Source organism: Edwardsiella piscicida, from assembly GCF_001896205.1.
In the GTDB taxonomy this organism is placed as follows: Bacteria; Pseudomonadota; Gammaproteobacteria; order Enterobacterales; family Enterobacteriaceae; genus Edwardsiella; species Edwardsiella piscicida.
Window position 1 is genome coordinate 3,317,274 of the sequence record NZ_MPNU01000001.1, and the last position, 22,029, is coordinate 3,339,302.

At 62.0% G+C, this 22,029-nt stretch carries 18 protein-coding genes and 1 other RNA gene; 5 read left to right on the forward strand and 14 right to left on the reverse strand.

The genetic code is table 11. The features are described 5' to 3' along the window. Positions 1-15: 15 nt before the first annotated feature. From ubiH to BRD58_RS15315, 3 genes are all read right to left on the reverse strand, one after another. On the reverse strand, positions 16-1,188 hold the full coding sequence (ubiH, locus tag BRD58_RS15305) for a 2-octaprenyl-6-methoxyphenyl hydroxylase (protein ID WP_073383558.1): 1,173 nt from the start codon (positions 1,186-1,188) through the stop codon (positions 16-18). Continuing rightward, a complete protein-coding gene (gene pepP / locus BRD58_RS15310; protein ID WP_015462285.1) occupies positions 1,185-2,507 on the reverse strand; it encodes a Xaa-Pro aminopeptidase in 1,323 nt (440 codons plus the stop codon). The genes ubiH and pepP overlap by 4 nt, the downstream gene beginning before the upstream one ends. A 184-nt stretch (positions 2,508-2,691) precedes the next feature. Beyond that, positions 2,692-3,264, reverse strand: a complete 573-nt coding sequence (locus BRD58_RS15315; protein ID WP_012849769.1) for a YecA/YgfB family protein — start codon at positions 3,262-3,264, stop codon at positions 2,692-2,694. 178 nt (positions 3,265-3,442) lie between these two features. On the opposite strand from BRD58_RS15315, the gene zapA reads away from it, so the two are divergent. From zapA to BRD58_RS15330, 3 genes are all read left to right on the forward strand, one after another. Next, positions 3,443-3,772 carry a cell division protein ZapA gene (gene zapA, locus BRD58_RS15320; protein WP_005282128.1) on the forward strand — a complete coding sequence of 110 codons (330 nt, stop codon included), beginning with the start codon at positions 3,443-3,445 and terminating at the stop codon, positions 3,770-3,772. Between the two features lie 100 nt (positions 3,773-3,872). Further along, a non-coding RNA gene (gene ssrS / locus BRD58_RS15325) (6S RNA) lies at positions 3,873-4,054 on the forward strand. Between the two features lie 33 nt (positions 4,055-4,087). Next, positions 4,088-4,714, forward strand: coding sequence for a 5-formyltetrahydrofolate cyclo-ligase (locus BRD58_RS15330; RefSeq protein ID WP_073383563.1), 627 nt, complete (start codon positions 4,088-4,090; stop codon positions 4,712-4,714). On the opposite strand, the gene serA is transcribed toward BRD58_RS15330, so the two are convergent. Both serA and rpiA read right to left on the reverse strand, forming a co-directional pair. Further along, positions 4,711-5,949: a phosphoglycerate dehydrogenase gene (gene serA, locus BRD58_RS15335; RefSeq protein ID WP_073383566.1), complete on the reverse strand. Its 1,239-nt coding sequence runs from the start codon at positions 5,947-5,949 to the stop codon at positions 4,711-4,713. The genes BRD58_RS15330 and serA overlap by 4 nt on opposite strands. A gap of 329 nt (positions 5,950-6,278) precedes the next feature. Next, complete coding sequence (gene rpiA / locus BRD58_RS15340) at positions 6,279-6,938, reverse strand: ribose-5-phosphate isomerase RpiA (protein WP_012849772.1); 660 nt, start codon at positions 6,936-6,938, stop codon at positions 6,279-6,281. Between the two features lie 303 nt (positions 6,939-7,241). Here rpiA and BRD58_RS15345 point away from each other — a divergent pair, with 303 nt between their 5' ends. Next, positions 7,242-8,135, forward strand: a complete 894-nt coding sequence (locus BRD58_RS15345; RefSeq protein ID WP_012849773.1) for a LysR family transcriptional regulator ArgP — start codon at positions 7,242-7,244, stop codon at positions 8,133-8,135. Between the two features lie 72 nt (positions 8,136-8,207). Here the strand turns inward: BRD58_RS15345 and BRD58_RS15350 are convergent, their stop codons facing one another. The 7 genes from BRD58_RS15350 to tkt form a co-directional block, all read right to left on the reverse strand. After that, positions 8,208-8,927: an oxidative stress defense protein gene (locus tag BRD58_RS15350; protein WP_012849774.1), complete on the reverse strand. Its 720-nt coding sequence runs from the start codon at positions 8,925-8,927 to the stop codon at positions 8,208-8,210. A gap of 149 nt (positions 8,928-9,076) precedes the next feature. Further along, the gene (argO, locus tag BRD58_RS15355) at positions 9,077-9,694 is read right to left on the reverse strand and encodes an arginine exporter ArgO (RefSeq protein WP_069579313.1); all 618 of its coding nucleotides are present in this window, start codon (positions 9,692-9,694) and stop codon (positions 9,077-9,079) included. 158 nt (positions 9,695-9,852) lie between these two features. Further along, the gene (gene mscS, locus BRD58_RS15360) at positions 9,853-10,713 is read right to left on the reverse strand and encodes a small-conductance mechanosensitive channel MscS (protein WP_012849776.1); all 861 of its coding nucleotides are present in this window, start codon (positions 10,711-10,713) and stop codon (positions 9,853-9,855) included. A 269-nt stretch (positions 10,714-10,982) separates the two neighbouring features. Then, positions 10,983-12,059 (reverse strand): class II fructose-bisphosphate aldolase, encoded by a 1,077-nt coding sequence (gene fbaA, locus BRD58_RS15365; RefSeq protein WP_012849778.1) that lies wholly within the window; start codon positions 12,057-12,059, stop codon positions 10,983-10,985. 108 nt (positions 12,060-12,167) lie between these two features. Continuing rightward, positions 12,168-13,331: a phosphoglycerate kinase gene (gene pgk, locus BRD58_RS15370; protein ID WP_015462290.1), complete on the reverse strand. Its 1,164-nt coding sequence runs from the start codon at positions 13,329-13,331 to the stop codon at positions 12,168-12,170. A gap of 57 nt (positions 13,332-13,388) precedes the next feature. Next, entirely contained in the window at positions 13,389-14,414 is a 1,026-nt protein-coding gene (gene epd / locus BRD58_RS15375) for an erythrose-4-phosphate dehydrogenase (RefSeq protein WP_069579314.1), read from the reverse strand. Positions 14,415-14,738: 324 nt separating this feature from the next. After that, positions 14,739-16,733 (reverse strand): transketolase, encoded by a 1,995-nt coding sequence (gene tkt / locus BRD58_RS15380; RefSeq protein ID WP_012849781.1) that lies wholly within the window; start codon positions 16,731-16,733, stop codon positions 14,739-14,741. A 411-nt stretch (positions 16,734-17,144) separates the two neighbouring features. On the opposite strand from tkt, the gene BRD58_RS15390 reads away from it, so the two are divergent. Next, positions 17,145-18,767 (forward strand): sulfatase family protein, encoded by a 1,623-nt coding sequence (locus BRD58_RS15390; protein WP_073383571.1) that lies wholly within the window; start codon positions 17,145-17,147, stop codon positions 18,765-18,767. A gap of 91 nt (positions 18,768-18,858) precedes the next feature. On the opposite strand, the gene speB is transcribed toward BRD58_RS15390, so the two are convergent. Both speB and speA read right to left on the reverse strand, forming a co-directional pair. Next, on the reverse strand, positions 18,859-19,773 hold the full coding sequence (gene speB / locus BRD58_RS15395) for an agmatinase (RefSeq protein WP_012849784.1): 915 nt from the start codon (positions 19,771-19,773) through the stop codon (positions 18,859-18,861). A 208-nt stretch (positions 19,774-19,981) separates the two neighbouring features. After that, positions 19,982-21,898: a biosynthetic arginine decarboxylase gene (gene speA, locus BRD58_RS15400; protein WP_226064258.1), complete on the reverse strand. Its 1,917-nt coding sequence runs from the start codon at positions 21,896-21,898 to the stop codon at positions 19,982-19,984. Between the last annotated feature and the right edge of the window lie 131 nt (positions 21,899-22,029).

Here is a 22,029-nt window from a genome sequence, read left to right on the forward strand (position 1 = left end):
CCCAGCAACGGCCGACTAACGGGCGACCTGACCCAGCGTGCGCCGCACCAGCGGCGTGCGCAGCGGCGGCGCCAGCGCCATCAGTCCCAGATTGCGCCCGACCGCCAGCGGCGGCAGGCGGTTGGCGAACAGCCGCACCAAACCGTCGGTCAGCGCAACGGTCGCCTCGCTATCGGGCTGACGCCGCCCTTGGTAGCGCGCCAGCGTCCGATAGGCGCCGGGATCGTCCCCGCGCCGCAGCGCATCACTCAGGGTCTCCGCCAGCGTCATCACATCGCGCAGTCCCAGGTTAAATCCCTGACCGGCAATCGGGTGCAGCGTCTGCGCCGCATTGCCGACCAGCGCCAGACGGTGACCGATATGTCCGTGCGCCCGACGCAGGCTCAGCGGATAGCTATCGCGCCGACCGCAGTGCGTAAAGCGCCCCAGACGCCAGCCAAAGGCCTGCTGCAGATGATGCAAAAACGAGGCCTCATCCCACTGCATCGCCTGCTCTGCCTGGGCCGGCGGCAGACACCAGACCAGCGTGCTCCGCCCCTCCGCCATCGGCAGCAGCGCCAGCGGCCCGTCCGGCGTAAAACGCTCAAAGGCGCGTCCACGGTGCGCCTCACGGGTGGCCAGCGTGGCGATCAGCGCCGTCTGCGCATACGCCTCGCTATGCCAGCGCATGCCACACATCTGCGCCAGAGGCGACGAGGCACCGTCGGCGGCCACCAATAGCCGTCCCTGTAAGCAGCGACCATCCGCCAGCCAGGCCGTCACGCCGTCGACGCGACGCTCCACCCGCGCCAGCGTCGCCGGACAGAGCAGCGTCACGCCTGGGGCCGACGCCAGCAGCCGAAACAGACGGGCGCCGGCCTGATGCAGCGGGATCACCTGTCCCAGCGCGGGGAGATCGTACGCGTCGGCGTCCAGCCACAGCGCTCCGCCGTGGCCGCGATCGCTGATCTGCACCTGACGGATCGCGGTCGCGCAGGAGGCCAGCGCCGGCCAGACGCCAATCTGCGCCAGCTGCTGACAGGTAGCGTGGGCCAGCGCGATGGCGCGGGCGTCAAAGCCGGGGTGTGCTTCGGCACCGGGAGCGACTGCCTCCACCAGCGTTACCGCACAGCGTCCGCCGCTCAGCGTCGACAGCGCCAGCGCCAGCGTCGCGCCCGCCATGCCGCCGCCGGCGATGATGATGCTCATTCCCGCGCCCGCGCCGCCGCCATCAGGGCCTCGATCGCCTCGACCGATTTCACGACGCCCTCGGTCAGGATCTCGCAGCCCGCCTCGGTGATCAGCACATCATCCTCAATCCGTACCCCAATACCGCGATAGGCCAGCGGTACATCGGCATCGGGCGCGATATACAGCCCCGGCTCACAGGTCAGCACCATTCCCGGCTCCAGCGTACGATCGCGCGCCGGCGTCGCGTAGTCGCCAACGTCGTGGACATCCAGCCCCAGCCAGTGCCCGAGCCCGTGCATAAAGAACGCCCGATACTTCTGCTCCGCGATCAGTTGCTCGACCTCTCCCTGCAGGATCCCCAGCTCCACTAGGCCGTTCACCATCACCTGCACCGTGGCCTCCTGGGCTTCACGCAGGCTGCTGCCGGGGCGGTAGTGCTCAAGCCCTGCCGCCATCGACGCCAGCACCAGCTGATAAATCTGACGCTGGGGCTCGCTAAAGCGGCCGCTGACCGGGAAGGTTCGAGTGATATCGCCGGCATAGTGGCGGAACTCGGCGCCGGCATCCACCAGCACCAGATCGCCCTCTTTCATTTCACTTTCGTTTTCTGTGTAATGCAGGATACAGGCGTTCTCGCCGCTGCCCACGATGGTATTGAAGGAGGGCGCGCGCGCGCCGTGTCGGTTGAACTCGTGCAGCAGTTCGCCCTCCAGCTGATACTCATACATCCCCGGACGGCACTTCTCCATCGCCCGGGTATGGCCCTGTGCGGTGATCTCGGCGGCGCGTCGCATGACGGCGATCTCCTCCGCCGACTTGAACAGCCGCATCTCATGCACCCAGGGGCGCCAATCCGTCAGGGTCGCGGGCGCGCGCAGGCTCTGGCGGGCGCCGCGGCGCAGCGTCTCCAGCGCAGAAAAAAGCATCGCATCGGCAAAGTCATACATGCCCTGCGCGTGATACACCACGTCCAGACCGTTAAGCAGCAGCGGCAGCTGCTCCTCTACGTCGCCGTACGGCAGAGCGCGATCGATATTCAGCCGCGCCGGCGCCGCCTCTTGTCCCAGGCGACGGCCAAACCAAACCTCGGCCGTGACGTCGCGCACCCGATTGAACAGCACGCTGTGGCTGTGGTTGTCGGCGCTTTTGATCAGCACCAGCAGCGCCTCCGGCTCGTTGAACCCGCACAGGTACCAGAAATCGCTGTTCTGGCGATAGGGGTATTCGTTTTCGGCATTGCGGCAGCACACCGGCGCCGCGAAAAACAGCGCGGCGCTGCCCGGTTGCATTCTGGCCAGCAGCGCCTGACGGCGACGCTGATACTCTTGCGGGGTCATATCCATCTCCTGACTATAGGCGGGTCAAACGGCAGGGCAGCCCAGCGGCTGCACCCTGTCTCCATAACACAAACCGGTTATTAAAACGGGATACGTCCAGGCCGTATCCCGCAATAATGCGCGCGATCAATACGCATCCACAGCGGCGGCGCTCCGCCGACGGTCATCCGTCAAGCCACGTCGATCAGTGCAGACGCGGAGCCTCGGACGCCGGCGCCTCGCGGCGGCTAAACTCGCCGTGGCACAGCATGGCGGCCATGCGGACATACTCCGCCACCTCCTCCAGAGAGTGGGCCAGCGCCTCCTGATCTTCATCCTCATCGTAGCCCAGCTGAGCGATGCTGCGCAGATCGTCGATAGATTCGCCCACGTCGCCTTTAACCTGCCCCAGCTTGGCCTGCATCATGCCCAGCCCCAGCAGGAAATGGTTCACCCACCCGGCCAGCGCATCGGCGCGGACGAATACCGAGGCCTCATCCTCTCCCGGCAGCAGCAGTTGAAAGGCGAACTCATCGCCCTCCAGCGCGCTGCGCGTCTGCCCATACAGCGCCTGCAGCGGCTGCGACAGGCTCTGCGAAAACGCCGTGCCTTCGTTGGTCAGATCGTGCACCAGCGTCAGCCAGCTGTCATCGCGGTTGCCGCCGCACAGCAGACCGCTGAGCAATCCGTGCATTTCGGCGGCGGTCAGCGCCACGCCCTGCTGTTGCAGGGCCTGCGTCAGGGTGGCGTAATCCGCCGGGCTATTCTCTGTAGACATACGTATTGGTCATCGTTGGCTGATAAAGTTCGTGTTATGCTACCACCAAGATGAGTCGCTATACCAGAAAGGGCCGTATCGCAAGCCGAGGGCTTGTCACTGCATAGCGGGGTATATATAGTTAGCGCCCACAGCGTTCTACAGTGGAACGCGGCGCAAAACCTAGCAGGAAGATAGTATGTCTGCACAACCGGTAGATATTCAAATTTTTGGCCGCGCACTGCGTGTTAATTGTCCGCCAGAACAACTGGATGCCTTAAACCAGGCCGCAGAGGATCTGAATCAGCGGTTGCAAGATCTGAAAGTTCGCACTAGAGTCACCAATACGGAGCAGTTGGTCTTTATCGCGGCATTGAACGTATGTCACGAACTGGCGCAAGAGCGATTGAAAACCCGCGATTATGCCGCCAATATGGAGCAACGGATCCGCATGCTGCAGCAGACGATAGAGCAGGCGTTGCTGGAGCAAGGACGCATTACCGAGCGTCCCGGAACCTCTTTTGAGTAAAAATTAACTTACTGATTATACAACAATATTTACAAAGAAAGCCGTTCCATAAAGCGAAAGTTGTGTTAGTATAAACAGTAACAAAGCAGCAAGATTTCAAATTTCTCTGAGGTGTTCGTGCGCGGGCCAGTCCCCTGAGCCGATATTTCAAACCTTAAGAATGTGGCGCTCCACAACCGGTGAGCAGGCTCGGTCTCCGAGAAGCCTTAAAGTTGTGACGTTATGTTCACCTTGAACCCCGGGTTCAAGGGTTACAGCCTGCTACGGCACCTCGGAGATTCCCTAAAACGCCAGTCCTGCCGCGGAGTCAGCTCCATGTTCCAGGAATCTGCGTTCTCTTCCCGTCATCAGTTTCGCCATCGTCTGCGCACGCTGCGCCGTTCGCTTTCCCACGATCAGCAGAATCAGGCCGCCCTTGCGCTCAAAGATCGCTTGCTAATGCTGCCGCGACTGAGCCAGCCGCGACACATCGCGCTCTATTTACCCTTTGACGGCGAGCCGGATACCCAGCCGCTGATCCACGCCCTGTGGCAGCGCGGCCACCGGATCGCCCTGCCGCGTTTACATCCGTTCAGCCCCGGGCACCTGCTGTTTCTGGAATATACCCCGGATACCCCGATGTGCCACAACCGCTTTGGCATCGCCGAGCCGCGCCTGGACGTCACCCGGATTATTCCCCTGTCCCGGCTGGATCTGATCCTGACCCCGCTGGTGGCCTTCGACCAACGGGGACACCGGCTCGGCATGGGCGGCGGCTTTTACGATCGCACTCTGCAGGGGTGGCAGCAGCGCCACTGCCTCGGCACCGGCCCCTACCCCATCGGTCTGGCCCACGACTGCCAACGCGTCGCGGCCCTGCCCGTTGCCGCCTGGGACGTGCCGCTGCCGGAGATCATCACCCCGCAGGCCCACTACCGCTGGCCCGACGCCGGCGCCGCTTAGTACAGCAGGCGAGCACGCACGGTGCCGGGGATCTCGCGCATGCGCTGCAGCGCCGCCTCCGCCCGCTCGGTCTCCGTCTCCACGTCGATCACCACATAGCCGATGGTCGGGGTGGTCTGCAGGTACTGAGCGGCGATATTCACCCCCTCTTCGGCAAAAATCTGGTTGATAGCATTCAGCATCCCCGGGCGGTTTTCATGGGTATGCAGCAGACGGCTAACGTGATCCTCATGCATCGGCAGGGAGACCTGCGGAAAGTTCACCGCCGACAGGGTCGAGCCGTTGTCGGAGTACTTCGCCAGCTTGCCTGCCACCTCAACGCCGATATTCTGCTGGGCCTCCTGGGTCGAACCACCGATGTGCGGCGTCAGCAGGACGTTGTCAAAGCGGCACAGCGGCGAGGTGAAGGGGTCGCTGTTGGTCGCCGGCTCCGTCGGAAAGACATCGATCGCCGCACCGCTCAGGTGACGGCTCTCCAGAGACTGACACAGGGCATCGATATCCACCACCGTACCGCGCGCGGCGTTGATCAAAATCGCGCCGGGCTTCATTCGCGCCAGCTCCGCCGCGCCAATCATATTACGGGTGGAGGGCGTCTCCGGCACATGCAGCGAGACCACGTCGCTCATGTTCAGCAGCTCGGAGAGATGGCGCACCTGAGTCGCGTTGCCCAGCGGCAGCTTGCCCTCGATGTCATAAAAATAGACGTCCATCCCGATCCCTTCCGCCAGGATCCCCAGCTGCGTGCCGATGTGGCCATAGCCGATGATCCCCAGCTTCTTGCCGCGCGCCTCATAGCAGCCCACCGCCTGCTTGCTCCACTCACCGCGGTGAGCGCACGCGTTAGCCTGCGGGATATTGCGCAGCAGCAGCAGGGTCTCCCCCAGCACCATCTCCGCCACCGAACGGGTGTTGGAGAACGGCGCATTGAACACCGGAACGCCGCGGCGCTGCGCCGCAGCCAGATCGACCTGGTTGGTGCCGATACAAAAGCAGCCCACCGCCACCAGCTTTTCCGCCGCGGCAAACATCGCCTCGCTCAGCTGCGTGCGCGAGCGCAGGCCGATAAAGTGGGCGTCGCGGATCGCCTCGCGCAGCGCATCGTCATCCAGCGCCCCCTTATGGTATTCAATGTTGTTATAACCGGCGGCGCGCAACGTATCGACGGCGCTTTGATGCACCCCCTCCACCAGCAAAAACTTGATTCTATCCTTGTCCAAAGAAACTTTTGCCATGATCTGCCCTACTGTCCGAAAGGAAATGGTGTGCAAGTGCGCTGTTCCGGCGCGTCTGCGGCGGCATCGCGCGCCCACGGCAGCGCGATGCCACCTTATCAACATAACAAAAATTACACTCGCGACAAGCCACGGGCGGGCAACGGGCATCGTCAGGGCGATAGCGCGATGGGCATAAACTGGCAAAAAATATTAATAAGATGGGATGTATCAGCGGGAAAAATTGAATCAGCGAAACTCCGTGATAGATGTCACCGAATTTCACCACTGCGGAAAAAAGTGTCCGCCGCGGGCACGGCGCCCCGCATCGGCGAGGCGCCCAGCGACGATTACAGGGTCAGCGTTTTGACCCCATCGGCGCAGCCGACCAGCGCAACGTCGGCGCCACGGTTGGCAAACAGCCCCACCGTCACGACGCCGGCGATAGCGTTAATGGCGTTCTCCAGCTTGCACGGCTCCATGATCTGCAGGTTGTGTACATCCAGGATCACGTTGCCGTTATCGGTCAGCACGCCCTGGCGATACACCGGCTGTCCGCCCAGCTTCACCAACTCACGGGCGACGTAGGCGCGCGCCATCGGGATCACCTCGACCGGCAGCGGGAAGTTACCCAGAATATCGACCTGCTTAGAGGCATCGACGATGCAGACGAACTTCTTGGCCACCGCCGCCACGATCTTCTCACGCGTCAGCGCGGCGCCGCCGCCCTTGATCATCTGCATGGCGCCGTTGATCTCATCGGCCCCATCCACGTAGATATCCAGCGCATCCACCTCGTTGAGGTCAAAGACCGGGATCCCCAGACTTTTCAGCTTGGCGGTGGAGGCATCAGAGCTGGAGACCGCGCCCTCGATCTGGCCCTTCATGGTCGCCAGCGCATCAATAAAGTGAGAGGCGGTGGAGCCGGTGCCTACCCCGACAATGGTCCCAGGCTGCACATACTTCAGCGCTGCCCAACCCACTGCTTTTTTCAATTCATCCTGCGTCATATCGTATCCTATGGACTTTGCTACGAAAACGTGTGCGTTATTATAGAGCAGCCCGCGTAAATACCCCACAGCAGCGGCGTAAATTTACGCCTACTCTCCGTTTTTTTCCCGTTGCACCCGCGTATTTTCTCCGCGACGTCCGCCAAAATGTGGCATATTGCGATAACGGTAGCGCCTCCAGCCGCCACGCGGCGCCTGAACAGGGCTCCCCCGCCGGGGGGCGGGCCGTTCGCGCCGTTTTCCCGACGTGAGCAATAACGTTTTATACATAACAAAAATGGAACCAAGGGGACAAATACCATAATGAAACGCCCGGACTACCGGACCTTGCAGGCACTGGACGCCGTCATCCGCGAACGTGGTTTTGAGCGCGCCGCACAAAAACTTTGCATCACGCAGTCGGCGGTTTCCCAACGCATCAAGCAGCTGGAAAACCTGTTTGGTCAGCCGCTGCTGGTGCGCACCGTGCCACCGCGCCCGACCGAGCAGGGACAGCGTCTGCTGGCGCTGCTGCACCAGGTCGAACTGCTGGAGGAGGAGTGGCTGGGCAATGACAGCAGCAGCGATGGCCCCCTGCTACTGTCGCTGGCGGTCAACGCCGACAGCCTGGCAACCTGGCTGCTGCCGGCCTTGAAGCCGGTGCTGGCCGACTCGCCGCTGCGCCTGAATCTGCAGGTCGAGGACGAAAGCCGCACCCAGGAGCGGCTGCGCCGCGGTGAAGTGGTCGGCGCGGTGAGTTTGCAGCCCCAGCCGCTGCCGAGCTGCCTGGTGGATCGTCTGGGCGCGCTGGACTACCTGTTTTGCGCCTCTCCCGCCTTTGCCGCTCGCTACTTCCCCAACGGAGTCACCCGCTCATCGCTGCTTAAAGCGCCGGCGGTCGCCTTCGACCACCTGGACGACATGCATCAGGCATTCCTGCAGCAAAACTTCGAACTGCCGCCGGGCAGTGTGCCCTGCCATATCGTTAACTCATCGGAAGCGTTTGTGCAGCTGGCGCTGCAGGGCACCACCTGCTGTATGCTGCCGCACCTGCAGGTTGAGCGCGAGCTGCGTGAAGGGGTGCTGATCGATCTGACGCCGGGTATGGTGCAGCGCCGCATGCTGTACTGGCACCGTTTTGCCCCGGAGAGCCGCCTGATGCGTCGGGTCACCGATGCGCTGATAAGCCACGGCCACGACGTACTGCGTCAGGACTAGGCGCCCCCTACGCGCGGAGCGCGCGCCCCGACAGAGCGGGATCGGCGATCGATCCCGCCCGCCATCGAGCCGTTATTTACTCAGGTTAAATACCACCTCAACCCGATCGTCGAAGTGAATCGTCTGCTGCTCATAGGTCTGCGCCGCCGAGGTTTGATTGGCGGACGGCGCCGCCGCGTACATGCGCGTCACCGGCTCCGGCTGGAAGTTGGAGACATGGTAACGGACGCTGTAGACCGGCCCCAGCGTCACCCCAAACCCCTGCGCCAGAGACTCCGCCTGGGAGATGGCGTTCTTGATCGCCATCTGACGCGCCTTGTCACGGTACACCTCAGGCTTGGCAACGCCCAGCTCGACGGAGCGGATCTCATTGAGGTTGGCCTTCAACGCCCCGTCCAGCAGGCTGTTCAGCTTATCCAGCTGGCGCAGCGTCACCTGTACGGTACGCACGGCGCGGTACCCCTTCAGCTGGCTTTTCCCGTCTTTCTGATACTCATACTCCGGCATGGTATACAGATTGGCGGCGCTGATATCCTGCGCGTCGATGCCGTTACGCTTGAGAAAATCAAAATATTTGGCCACCCGCTGATCGACCTGCGACTTGGCACCGGCGGCATCTTTAGCGCTGGCGTTAACCTGAAAGGTCAGGGTAGCCATATCGGGAACGGCGTCCACGCTGGCGGTACCCGACGTCACGACGTGCGGCCCCTCCGGGACTTCCGCCGCCTGAACACTGGCGGCCATGCCACCGACTCCCATCATTGCAGCCAAGGCCAATACTGTTAATTTCACGGTTATCCTCCGGTTCACTACCACGTTGCCAGGGGCTTCCCCTCTGCCACGCGCCGGACCCTGTGGTCCGGCCCTCTCCCGCCGACCGATCGCCGACGAATGCATTGTTAGCATAGCGCGCCGATGGCGCGACGTGAATCGGATATTCCCTACATGGCCAGCCCCTGACGCGCCAGCGCGATCGCAATAAACCACATCACCCCGCCGACGGCCAGGTTGATCGCCCGCTGGGCGCGCGGCCGGCTCAGCCAGGGGGCCAGCCAGGCAGCCAGCAGCGCCAGGCTGAAGAACCACACCACCGAGGCGCTGACCGCCCCAAAGGCAAACCAGCGTCGGGCGTCGGCCACCAGCTGTCCCCCCAGGCTACCGAGCACCACAAAGGTATCCAGATAGACGTGCGGATTAAGCCAGGTCACCGCCAGCAGCGTGACGATGATCCGCCAGCGCCCCTGCTGCATCAGGCTGTCGTCCAGCTGCGCCTGCACAGGGCGGAGCGCCGTTCGCCACGCGCCCCAGCCATACCACAGCAAAAACACCACGCCGCCCCAGGTCACCAGCTGCAGCAGCAGCGGCGAACGCAGCAGCAGCGCGCTGCCGCCGAAGACCCCGGCACAGATCAGCGCCAGATCGCTCAGGGCGCACAGCGCGGCGATGGTCAGGTGATAGCGACGCTGGATACCGTGGCTAAGCACGAACATATTTTGTGGCCCCAGCGGCAAAATCAGCGCCGCGCCCAGGGCAAATCCCTGTGCAAAAACAGAAAACATAACGATGATCCTTCAGAAGAGGAGGTGCGGACGGCGGCCATATGGCCGGATGGAGAGCATCATAAACAGCCGGGCGGCGGCGGGGAAATGGCGATTTCTTATCGCCGATAAGACGGGCTTATGACGTCTGGCCGGCGCGCCGGCCAGACGGGGAGAGATCACTCGACGCGAGCTTTGGCAGCCTGATACAGATGCACATCCATCTGCGGGAACGGAATACCGATGTTATTGGCATCCAGCGCGCGTTTGAAGTTCTCCATCAGATCAAAATAGATGGCCCAGTAGTCGGCGTTGTTGCCCCAGACTCGCACCACGAAATTGAGCGACGAGGCCGCCATTTCGTTCAGGCGGATAGTAACGCCGTCATCGTGCAGAATGCGCGTATCGGCCGCCACCACATCGCCCAGCACCCGCTTGACCACGTCGATATCGGCGTCGTAGGCCACGCCCACGACAATATCGATACGGCGCTTCGGCTCGCGAGAGAAGTTGATGATATTGCCAGCAATGATCTTGCCGTTGGGCACAACGATCACTTTATTGTCGGCCGTGGCCAGCGTGGTAGAGAAAATCTGCACCTCGCGTACCGTGCCGGTTACGCCGCCCAGATCCACCACCTCACCCGCGCGGAACGGGCGGAACAGCACCAGCAGAACGCCGGCGGCAAAGTTAGACAGGGAGCCCTGCAGCGCCAGACCGACGGCCAAACCGGCGGCACCCAACACGGCGATCACCGAGGTGGTCTGCACCCCGAGTCGCCCCAGCGCGGCGATAATGGTAAAGGCCAGAATGCCGTAACGTACCATCGCCGCCAGGAAATGCACTACCGTCACGTCCAGACCGCGCGCCTTCAGCAGGCGAATCAGCGTCGCCGAAATGCCGCGGGCGATCAGGGAACCGACGATCAGGATCACCACCGCCGCCACCAGATTGACGGCATAGCCCAGCAGCAAATCCTGGTTACGGACGATCCAACCGCCGGCGCTCTGAATGCCGTCAACTACATCCAAGTCTTTCATCTTATTGTTTACCCTCTTATTTTATTACCTGACTCTCTCACCGGAGCCTCCGGTGATACAGGCAAAACAGGCCGCAGATCGCGGCCAAAACGCCGTAAGGGTAACCCAACTACGGCGCTGGACTCCACATTTCATTAACGCCAAAAATCTGAAAATTAAATCCAATTAACACCACGTATTCATATGACCGATCGCGGCGGTGTTTCCCGGCGAGCCGCCGACATAAAAAAACCCCGCAATGCGGGGTTTATTCTGCTGATTGACGACGATTACAGCACGTCGATGCAGTTCAGCTCTTTGAATGCCAGCTCCAGGCGCTCGATCATCCCGGTCTGACCGGCGCGCAGCCATACGCGCGGATCGTAGTATTTCTTGTTCGGCTTGTCGTCGCCTTCCGGGTTACCCAGCTGGCCCTGCAGATAGCCTTCGTTCTTCTTGTAGTACTTCAGCACGCCTTCCCAGGTTGCCCACTGGGTATCGGTGTCGATGTTCATCTTCACCACGCCGTAGCTGACCGCTTCTTTGATCTCTGCCGCGGTAGAGCCGGAGCCGCCGTGGAAGACAAAGTTCAGACTGTTGTGCGGCAGGTTGTGTTTCTTAGAAACGTATTCCTGAGAGTTTTTCAGGATCACCGGCGTCAGCTGCACGTTACCCGGCTTGTACACGCCGTGCACGTTGCCGAAGGAGGCGGCGATGGTGAAACGCGGGCTGATGGCGCTCAGCTTGGTGAACGCGTAATCCACGTCTTCCGGCTGGGTGTACAGCGCGGAGTTGTCCAGGTGGCTGTTGTCCACGCCGTCTTCTTCACCGCCGGTGCAGCCCAGCTCCAGCTCTAGGGTCATGCCGATCTTGGACATGCGGGCCAGGTACTGAGAGCAGATTTCGATGTTCTCTTCCAGAGACTCCTCGGAGAGGTCGATCATGTGGGAGGAGAACAGCGGCTTGCCGGTCGCGGCGAAGTGCTTCTCACCGGCGTCCAGCAGCCCGTCCAGCCACGGCAGCAGCTTCTTGGCGCAGTGGTCGGTGTGCAGGATCACCGGAACACCGTAGTATTCGGCCATCTGATGCACGTGGTGCGCACCGGAGATCGCGCCGAGGATAGCCGCCTGCTGGCCCTCCAGCTTCAGCCCTTTGCCGGCGATGAAGGCAGCGCCGCCGTTGGAGAACTGAACGATGATCGGAGCGCGTACCTTGGCGGCGGCCTCCATCACAGCGTTGACGGAGTCCGTACCGACGCAGTTAACGGCCGGCAGAGCGAATTTGTTCTCTTTCGCTACCTGGAATACTTTCTGAACGTCATCGCCAAAGATGACACCCGGTTTAACAAAGTCAAAGATTTTAGACATGTCTAATCGTCCTGTTTCGTGGGCGTGAGTGTTTTCCAATCGGATCAACATTACCGCGCCAGGGCGCGATAAAACAACGGGAGGCATGATGGCCTCCCGTGTCGGGCATTACTGCTTGGCGCGCTCTTCGAGCATCACCACAGCCGGCAGTTTCTTGCCTTCTACAAACTCCAGGAAGGCGCCGCCGCCGGTGGAGATGTAGGAGATCTTGTCGGCGATGCCGAACAGATCGATGGCCGCCAGCGTATCGCCGCCGCCGGCGATGGAGAAGGCGTCGCTGTTGGCGATGGCATTGGCCACGATCTCGGTCCCTTTACGGAAGTTCGGGAACTCGAAGACGCCGACCGGACCATTCCACAGGATGGTCTTGGCGTTTTTCAGGATAGCGGCCAGCTGCTCGGCAGAGGCATCGCCCAGATCCAGAACCTGCTCGTCGTCTTTGATGTCGCTGACGGACTTCATGGTCGCCGGCGCCGTCTCAGAGAACTCGGTGGCTACGCGCACGTCGGTCGGTACCGGGATATCGCAGGTGCCCAGCAGCTTCTTGGCTTCCGGGATCAGGTCGGCTTCATACAGGGATTTACCCACGTTGTGGCCTTCCGCCGCGATGAAGGTATTCGCGATACCGCCGCCCACGATCAGCTGGTCAGCGATCTTGGACAGGGAGTCCAGGACGGTCAGCTTGGTGGAGACTTTGGAGCCGCCGACGATGGCGACCATCGGACGCGCCGGGTTGCTCAGGGCTTTGCCCAGGGCTTCCAGCTCGCCGGACAGCAGCGGACCGGCACAGGCGATCGGCGCAAACTTGCCCACGCCGTGGGTAGAGGCCTGGGCGCGGTGCGCGGTGCCGAACGCATCCATAACGAACACGTCGCACAGGGCAGCGTATTTCTTAGACAGGGTTTCGTCGTCTTTCTTCTCGCCCTTGTTGAAGCGGACGTTTTCCAGCACCACCAGCTCGCCCTGGGCAACGTCAACGCCGTCCAGGTAATCTTTGGCCAGACGCACCGGCGACTTCAGATGATCTTTGAGGTAATTCACCACCGGCAGCAGAGAGAACGCATCGTTGTACTCGCCTTCGGTCGGACGACCCAGATGGGAGGTTACCATCACGCGCGCACCCTGCTTCAGCGCCAGCTCAATGGTCGGCAGCGACGCGCGGATACGCGCATCGGAAGTCACTTTACCGTCTTTAACCGGAACGTTCAGGTCCGCACGGATCAGAACGCGTTTACCCGCCAGATCCAAATCGGTCATCTTAATTACAGACATGGTGAATCCTCTCATTGATTCTCTAAAAGTTGCTTTAAGCTGTGTCGCCGCGCGCGGCTACGACGCATTAGAAACTGCCCGGGTCATCGCCAGCGTAGTATCCAGCATCCGGTTGGCGAAGCCCCATTCGTTGTCACACCAGACCAACGTTTTAATCAAATGCCGACCACTGACCCGCGTCTGGGTGCCGTCCACGATGGCGCTGTGCGGGTCGTGATTAAAGTCGGTCGAGACCAGCGGTAATTCTGTGTAATCAACTATACCATGAAATGCCGTCGATGCTGCCTTTTGCAGCAGGCCGTTTACCTCGTCGACCCGCACCGGCGTACGCACGCTGACGCTGAGATCGATGGCGGTCACATTCAGCGTCGGCACCCGTACCGAGATCGCCTCAAAGCGATCGCGAAACTGGGGAAGCACGCGCGCAATACCCGCCGCCAGCTTGGTATCCACCGGAATGATCGAGTGGCTGGCCGCTCGGGTCCGCCGCAGATCCGGATGGTAGGCATCGATCACCTGCTGGTCGTTCATCGACGAGTGAATGGTGGTCACCGCACCCGACTCGATGCCAAAGGCATCGTCCAGCAGTTTAATCACCGGGATGATACAGTTGGTGGTACAGGAGGCGTTGGAGACGATGCGATGCTCCGCCAATAGACACTCCTGATTCACCCCGTAGACCACGGTGGCATCAAGGTCATGGCCGCCGGGGTGGGAGAACAGCACTTTACCGGCCCCCGCCAAAATATGAGCCTCGCCATCAGCCCGGCTACCATAAACACCGCTACAGTCCAGCACCACATCAACCTGCAGCGCCTCCCAGGGCAGATCGGCGATCTGCGGCCGGTGCAGCAGACGAATGCGATCGTCGCCGACCCACAGCCAGTCATCCTGCTGACGCACCGGCCAGGCAAATCGGCCGTGGCAGGTGTCATACTGCAGCAGGTGCGCCATCCCCTCGGCGGCCGCCAGCTCATTGATCGCGACGACGCGCATCTGCGTCTGTCGTCCCGACTCATACAGCGCCCGCAGTACGTTGCGGCCGATGCGGCCAAAACCGTTAATGGCGATACGAATGGTCATCTTACTCTTTCCTCGTCCGGCAAACAGACGTTCAGAGTAATCCATGCCCGCGACGTCGGGGCGGATTCCGGCAGCAAAAACGCCACTGGCCCCATCAATTCGTCGCCGCTTTCCCCATCAACTGAAACGCTTCAGCCAAGAATAAACCAAACGCAGCGCAAAGAAAACACGGGAGAGAAAAAGCGGGAAGCACGGCGGTGAATTTGAATGGAAACGTGCATTGCATCACAATTTGATGCGAAATCGGTGCATAGATCGCGCCCGACGCGTTGGCAGAAAAAAACGGGGCAGGCGCCCCGTTCATCATTTTCTACCGCGGAAGGTTTACTTCAGCAGTGCGCGGGCCTTGGCCAGCACGTTGTCGACGGTAAAGCCGAACTCGACGAACAGCTGCTCGGCCGGCGCGGACTCACCGAAGGAGGTCATGCCGACGACGGCGCCGTTCAGGCCGACGTACTTGAACCAGAAGTCGGCGATACCGGCCTCCACCGCCACGCGGGCGCTGACGGCAGACGGCAGCACGGCTTCACGGTAGGCGGCGTCCTGCTTGTCGAACACTTCGGTCGACGGCATGGAGACGACGCGCACCTGACGCCCTTCGGCGCTCAGCTTGGCCGCGGCGTTCATCGCCAGCTCCACTTCGGAACCGGTGGCAATGAAGATCAGCTCCGGCTGACCGGCGCAGTCCTGCAGAACGTAGGCGCCGCGTTCAACGTTGGCCAGCTGCTCGGCGCTGCGATCCATCTGGGTCAGGTTCTGACGGGAGAAGATCAGCGCTGACGGGCCGTCCAGACGCTCGATGGCTTTCTTCCAGGCAACGGCGGACTCCACCTGGTCACACGGACGCCAGGTGTTCATGTTCGGCGTGGTGCGCAGGCTGGCCATCTGCTCGACCGGCTGATGGGTCGGGCCGTCTTCGCCCAGACCGATAGAGTCATGGGTGTAGACCTGAATGTTACGGATCTTCATCAGGGCAGCCATACGCATGGCGTTACGGGCATACTCCATGAACATCAGGAAGGTCGCACCGTAGGGGATAAACCCACCGTGCAGCGCGATGCCGTTGATGATGGCGGTCATGCCGAACTCGCGCACGCCGTAGTGGATGTAGTTGCCCGCGGCGTCTTCGTTCAGCGCCTTGGAGCCGGACCACATGGTCAGGTTGCTCGGCGCCAGGTCGGCGGAGCCGCCCAGGAACTCCGGCAGCAGCTTGCCAAAGGCTTCCAGCGCATTCTGCGACGCCTTACGGCTAGCGATCTTGGCCGGGTTGGCCTGCAGCTGTTCGATAAACTGGCGAGATTCGCTGTCCCAGCTGGCCGGCAGTTCGCCGTTGATACGGCGTTTGAACTCGGCGGCCAGCTGCGGGAACGCGGCCTGATAGGCGGCGAAACGGGCATCCCAGGCCTGCTCTTTGGCCTTACCGGCCTCTTTGGCATCCCACTCGGCGTAGATTTCCTGCGGGATGACGAACGGCGGGTAGTTCCAGCCCAGCTGAGCGCGGGTTGCCGCGATCTCGGCGTCGCCCAGCGGCGCGCCGTGGGAGTCATGGGTACCGGCCTTGTTCGGCGAGCCGAAGCCGATGACGGTTTTGCACATCAGCAGGGACGGCTTGTCGCTGACGCTGCGCGCCTCTTCGATAGCGGCCTTGATGGCGGCGCTGTCGTGACCGTCTACGCCGCGCACCACGTGCCAGCCGTAGGCTTCAAAACGCTTGGCGGTATCATCGGTGAACCAGCCGTCAACGTGACCGTCGATGGAGATACCGTTGTCATCGTAAAACGCGATCAGTTTGCCCAGCTTCAGGGTACCGGCCAGGGAGCAGACCTCGTGAGAGATGCCTTCCATCATGCAGCCGTCGCCCATAAAGGCGTAGGTGTAGTGGTCGACGATCTCGTGGCCCGGGCGGTTGAACTGCGCGCCCAGCGTGCGCTCGGCGATGGCCATGCCGACGGCGTTGGCAATGCCCTGGCCCAGCGGACCGGTGGTGGTCTCAACGCCCGGGGTATAGCCATACTCCGGGTGACCCGGGGTCTTGGAGTGCAGCTGGCGGAAGTTTTCCAGCTCAGACATCGGAAGATCATAGCCGGTAAGGTGCAGCAGGCTATAAATCAGCATGGAACCATGGCCGTTGGACAGCACAAAACGGTCGCGATCGGCCCAGTGCGGGTTGACCGGGTTATGGTTCATGTAATCACGCCACAGGACTTCGGCGATATCCGCCATCCCCATCGGGGCGCCCGGGTGACCGGATTTGGCCTTCTGCACCGCATCCATGCTCAGGGCACGGATAGCATTGGCAAGCTCTTTACGAGAGGACATGTTCTACTCCAAGTCGGATTGTATGAAAACAAGGGTTCGCCATATTGTCTCAGACTCGGAGTGAAAACGGCAATCCTTAATCGCGGCGCCGCCACGGAGCCGCGCCGCAAAATCCACGATGATATGCACTCACACCGTTTCTCCCGGCGCCGCGGGACAGTATGGCCTGACGGGGCAGGGTAGCACAAAACCGACGCCGTCCCGCCCCGCGGCGCGCAGCGTTTGCGCAATCAGCGTCCTTTTTTGACCTGCGTTGCGCAAAGGTTGATTTTTCACCGCGCGCCCCGCCGCGCGCATTTAGCGCGTAAAACCTTTCTTTTTCTTTTGATTGTGCATTATGCGATCGATATCGCGGTGAAACATTGTTTCGAATTGTTATCTTTGCTTTCGAACAATAAAAAGGAACCGACTATGTCTCTTTCTCGACGCGAATTTTTACAGCGAACCGCCGGCGGGATGGCCGGGGTCGCCCTCGGTGCGCCGGCGCTGGCCGCTGGCGATGCCCCCGCCGGTACGGACACCGGCGCCAAGATGCCCCCGCGCAATATCGTCATCATCACCGCCGATCAGCTGGCGCGGCGCGGCGTGGGAGGCTATGGCAATCCCCAGGTCAACACCCCGGCCATCGACAGCCTGATCGCCCGCGGCACCCGCTTTGAACAGGCCTACTGCCCCTACCCGCTGTGCGCCCCGTCGCGCGCCTGCTACTGGACCGGCCGCCTGCCCCATCAGACCGGGGTGATCGCCAACGACAGCCCCAACGTCCCGCAGGATATGGTGACGCTGGGCGAACTGTTCAGCCAGGCGGGCTACGAATGCCGCCACTTCGGCAAGCGCCACGACTACGGCGCGCTCAAGGGGTTCACCTGCGCCGACCAGGTCGAGCTGCCCTACGATAGCCCGGCCGCCTATCCGGTCGATTACGATACCCGTGAGGATGTCTACTGCCTGCAGGAGAGCCTGAAGTACATCGATACCCTGAAGGGGCGAGACAGCGACGCGCCGTTTATGCTGGCGATCGAGTTCAATAATCCCCATAACATCAATGGCTGGACCGGGGCCTTTGCCGGCCCGCACGGCGATATCGACGGTCTGGGCCCCCTGCCGCCGCTGCTGGATAACTTTGACACCTCCGCCGATCTGCCCAACCGACCCCTGGCGATTCAATATGCCTGCTGCACCCATAACCGGGTGATGCAGGCCGCCAACTGGAACGAGCTCAACTTCCGCCAGTATCTCAAGGCCTACTATCACTTCACCGAACTGGCCGATGGCTTCATCGGCCAGGTGCTGAGCGCGCTGCGCGCCAGCGGCCACGCGGACGATACCCTGGTGGTCTTCTTTGCCGACCACGGCGATGCCATGGGCGCCCACCGCCTGGTGGCCAAAATGAACTGGTTCTATGAGGAGTCCACCAACGTGCCGCTGGTTTTCGCCGGCCCCGGCATCCGCCCCCAGGCCAGCAGCCGCCACCTGACCTCCCTGTGCGATCTGCTGCCGACCCTGTGCGACTACGCGGGTCTGACGCCGCCGCCCGGCCTGTACGGCCGCTCCCTGATGCCTATTCTGCGCGGAGAGCAGCCCGACGGGTGGCGAGATGAGGTCATTACCCAGTGGAATACCGATCGCAACGTCGACGTACAGCCGGCGCGCATGCTGCGCACCGAGCGCTACAAGTACATTCTGTATAAAGAGAATGAGGAAGAGGAGCTCTACGATCTGCAGCAGGATCCGGGAGAGACGCGTAACCTGGCGCACTCACCGGCGCACCAGACCGAGCGTCAGGCGCTGCGCGCCCGCTTCGACGAGTATGTGCGCAACCAGGTCGATCCCTTCTACAGCCAGGAGGCGATCATCGACCGACGCTGGCGCAGCCACCTGCCCGGCTACCATAACCACCAGGGGCAGACCAGCATTCAGGTCTACCAGAAGGAGATCCGCCCGCTGATCATGAATAAGGAGTTTGAGAAGGCGCGCGAAGTGCGTCTGGCGCTCTACCGGCAGGCCCGCGCCTCCTACAGCGGCGGGGTGTGAGCGCAGCGCATAAACCGTCTCCCGGCGAGCCGGGGGATTCAAGACACAAAAAAGGCCGGGCGTCTGCCCGGCCTCGTGCGCTCAGCGAAGATTACTTCTTCGCAGCCTGGATATACAGCATCTCCAGCGCCAGGGTCGCCGCCGCCAGGGCGGTGATCTCCGACTGATCGTAGGCCGGCGCGACTTCCACCACGTCCATCCCGACAATGTCCAGATCCTGCAGACCACGCACCAGCTTCAGCGCGCGATCGGAGGTCAGGCCGCCGATCACCGGCGTACCGGTGCCCGGCGCGTGGGCCGGATCCAGGCAGTCGATGTCAAAGGTCAGGTAGACCGGCATATCGCCGACGATGCGCTTCACCTCGGCCAGCACATCCTCTACGCTGCGATCGTTCACCTGCGCCGCGTCCAGCACGGTAAAGCCGTTGTCATGATCGTACTCGGTGCGAATACCGATCTGCACCGAATGGTGCGGATCGATCAGCCCCTCGTTCGGCGCATGGAAGAACATGGTGCCGTGATCGAACTTGCTGCCGTGAGCATAGGTGTCGGTATGGGCGTCGAAGTGCACCAGCGCCATTTTACCGAAGTGCTTGGCGTGAGCGCGCAGCAGCGGCAGGGTGATGAAATGGTCACCGCCAAAGGTCAGGCAGCGTTTCCCGCTGGCCAGCAGACGCTCGGCGTGAGCCTGCAGGTTATCGCTCATCTCCTGGGCGTCGCCAAAGCTGAAGACCACGTCGCCGCAGTCCACCACCTTCAGGCGGTCGCGCATGTCGAAGTTCCACGGCCAGCGCTTGCCTTCCCAGGCCAGGTTGGTCGAAACCTGACGGATCGCCGCCGGCCCGTGTCGGCCACCGGCGCGGCCGGAGGTCGCCATATCGAACGGCACCCCGGTGATCACCCAGTCGGCGTCGCCGTCATACGGCATGAAGTCCAACGGCAGGCGCAGAAAGCCAAAGGCGTTGGATACCAGAGAGTTATCAGGCTTATGCCCCAGAGTACACATACTCACTCCTCCTATAAATCCCGTCGCCGCGCCGCGTGTCGGCCAGGCTGACGGAGTCGCGATGAAAAAAATCCCTCCCGCGTCGTTAACCCGACGAGGAAGGGATTATCAGTTCGTTTGGCCGTGCATTTCGCCGATTATGGCGACAACCCACCGCAACTGCAAGCCCGGTGGATCGCCCCGACGACGACGCGCCGCCGAGCGTCGATCACTCGTCTTCCAGGTAGGTGTAGCCGTACAGACCGGCCTCAAACTCTTCCAGGAACTGCGCCTGCAGCGCCTCGTCCAGATGGGCCGCGCGCACCTGATCGCGGAAGTGGGTCAGCAGCACCTGCGGGTCGAGCTGCACATACTCCAGCATCTCCGCCACGGAGTTGCCGTCGTAGGATTCGTCCACCTCGACGCTGCCGTCCTCGAACACATACACATCGATCGTGGCGGTGTCGCCGAACAGATTATGCATGTTGCCCAGGATCTCCTGGTAGGCGCCGATCATGAAGAAGCCCACCAGCGGCGGATCCTGCGGATCGTACTCCGGCATCGGCATGGTGGTCGCCACGCCGTCGCCATCGATGTAGTGATCGATGGTTCCGTCCGAGTCACAGGTGATATCCAGCAGCACGGCGCGGCGCGTCGGTACCTTATCCAGTCCGCTGAGAGGCAGCACCGGGAACAGCTGATCGATCCCCCAGGCGTCCGGCATCGACTGGAACAGGGAGAAGTTAACGTACAGCTTATCGGCCATTCGCTCCTGCAGTTCATCGATGATCGGACGATGGGCGCGGTTGCTGGGATCCAGCTGGGTCTGCAGCTGGCTGCAGATGGCCAGATACTGCTGTTCGGCCCAGGCGCGCTGACTCAGGCTGAGGATCCCGTGGGCATACTGGCTATGCACGTCGTGCAGATCGAGCTGGCTATCGTGCAGCCATTCGCGCAGCGAACGACGGCCGCTAGGCACCTGCATCTCTTCCCAGGTGGCCCACAGGCTCTGCAGCGCACGCGGCGCGTCGGCGGCCGGCGGCTGCGGCGGCGGCAGTTCGTTGCGCTCCACCCCGATGATATTGGAGACCAGCACCGTATGGTGCGCCGTCACCGCCCTGCCCGACTCGGTGATCACCGTCGGGTGCGGCAGGCCGTGCTCGTTACAGGCGTCGCCTATCCCCCAGATCACGTTGTTGGCGTATTCGTTTAGGCCGTAGTTAACCGAGCAGTCGGACTGGGAACGGGTTCCCTCATAGTCGACCCCCAGGCCGCCGCCGACGTCGAAGCACTGGATATTGACCCCCAGCTTATGCAGTTCGACGTAGAAACGCGCCGACTCGCGCACCCCGGTGGCGATATCGCGAATGTTGGCCATCTGCGATCCCAGATGGAAGTGCAGCAGCTGCAGGCTCTCAAGGTGCCCGGCCTGACGCAGGGTTTCCACCAGCTGCAGGACCTGCACCGCCGCCAGGCCGAACTTGGACTTTTCGCCGCCGCTGGACTGCCACTTACCGGAGCCCTGGGAAGCCAGACGCGCACGCACGCCCAGGCGCGGCACCACGTCGAGGCGCTTGGCCTCTTCCAGCACCACGTCTATCTCGCTCAGCTTCTCGATGACCAGATAGACCTTGTGACCCAGCTTTTCACCGATCAGCGCCAGTCGAATGTATTCACGATCCTTATAGCCGTTGCAGACGATCACGCTACGCGTCATGCCGGCGTGCGCCAGCACCGCCATCAGCTCAGCCTTAGAGCCAGCCTCCAGCCCCAGCGGTTCGCCGGAGTTGACCAGCGACTCGATCACCCGCCGCTGCTGATTGACCTTGATCGGATACACCAGGAAGTAATCCCCCTGGTAGCCGAACGACGCGCGCGCACGGCGGAAGGCGGCGTTGATCGAGCGCAGACGGTGCTGCAGGATCTGCGGAAAGCAGAACAGCGCCGGCAGGCGCTGCTGGCGATCGGCCTGGATCTGCAGCGCCAGCGCCGTCAGATCGACCCGCGCCTGCGGCACGTCGGGATCCGGGCACACGGAGATGTGGCCCAGCTCATTCACATCGTAATAGTTGCCACCCCAGTAGGCGACGTTGTAGGTGCTCAGCATCTTGCTGGCATTACTATCGCTCATCGCGACCTCCTGCATGGAACGCAAAGGGGAGCTGTCTGCCGAATCCTGCGGATACTGTGCAATCAGATCAGACACGGGCAGCTCCTTTTCCGGCGTGGCCAACCGTTGCGCCAGCCACTATTGCAGCATCATCTGCATAGAACAAC

What these genes read in the sequence shown, in the direction of transcription:
- ubiH (WP_073383558.1), bottom strand. Translation starts at nt 1,188, where the DNA reads ATGAGCATCATCATCGCCGGCGGCGGCATGGCGGGCGCGACGCTGGCG.
- pepP (WP_015462285.1), bottom strand. Translation starts at nt 2,507, where the DNA reads ATGACCCCGCAAGAGTATCAGCGTCGCCGTCAGGCGCTGCTGGCCAGA.
- BRD58_RS15315 (WP_012849769.1), bottom strand. Translation starts at nt 3,264, where the DNA reads ATGTCTACAGAGAATAGCCCGGCGGATTACGCCACCCTGACGCAGGCC.
- zapA (WP_005282128.1), top strand. Translation starts at nt 3,443, where the DNA reads ATGTCTGCACAACCGGTAGATATTCAAATTTTTGGCCGCGCACTGCGT.
- BRD58_RS15330 (WP_073383563.1), top strand. Translation starts at nt 4,088, where the DNA reads ATGTTCCAGGAATCTGCGTTCTCTTCCCGTCATCAGTTTCGCCATCGT.
- serA (WP_073383566.1), bottom strand. Translation starts at nt 5,949, where the DNA reads ATGGCAAAAGTTTCTTTGGACAAGGATAGAATCAAGTTTTTGCTGGTG.
- rpiA (WP_012849772.1), bottom strand. Translation starts at nt 6,938, where the DNA reads ATGACGCAGGATGAATTGAAAAAAGCAGTGGGTTGGGCAGCGCTGAAG.
- BRD58_RS15345 (WP_012849773.1), top strand. Translation starts at nt 7,242, where the DNA reads ATGAAACGCCCGGACTACCGGACCTTGCAGGCACTGGACGCCGTCATC.
- argO (WP_069579313.1), bottom strand. Translation starts at nt 9,694, where the DNA reads ATGTTTTCTGTTTTTGCACAGGGATTTGCCCTGGGCGCGGCGCTGATT.
- mscS (WP_012849776.1), bottom strand. Translation starts at nt 10,713, where the DNA reads ATGAAAGACTTGGATGTAGTTGACGGCATTCAGAGCGCCGGCGGTTGG.
- fbaA (WP_012849778.1), bottom strand. Translation starts at nt 12,059, where the DNA reads ATGTCTAAAATCTTTGACTTTGTTAAACCGGGTGTCATCTTTGGCGAT.
- pgk (WP_015462290.1), bottom strand. Translation starts at nt 13,331, where the DNA reads ATGTCTGTAATTAAGATGACCGATTTGGATCTGGCGGGTAAACGCGTT.
- epd (WP_069579314.1), bottom strand. Translation starts at nt 14,414, where the DNA reads ATGACCATTCGTATCGCCATTAACGGTTTTGGCCGCATCGGCCGCAAC.
- tkt (WP_012849781.1), bottom strand. Translation starts at nt 16,733, where the DNA reads ATGTCCTCTCGTAAAGAGCTTGCCAATGCTATCCGTGCCCTGAGCATG.
- BRD58_RS15390 (WP_073383571.1), top strand. Translation starts at nt 17,145, where the DNA reads ATGTCTCTTTCTCGACGCGAATTTTTACAGCGAACCGCCGGCGGGATG.
- speB (WP_012849784.1), bottom strand. Translation starts at nt 19,773, where the DNA reads ATGTGTACTCTGGGGCATAAGCCTGATAACTCTCTGGTATCCAACGCC.
- speA (WP_226064258.1), bottom strand. Translation starts at nt 21,898, where the DNA reads ATGCAGGAGGTCGCGATGAGCGATAGTAATGCCAGCAAGATGCTGAGC.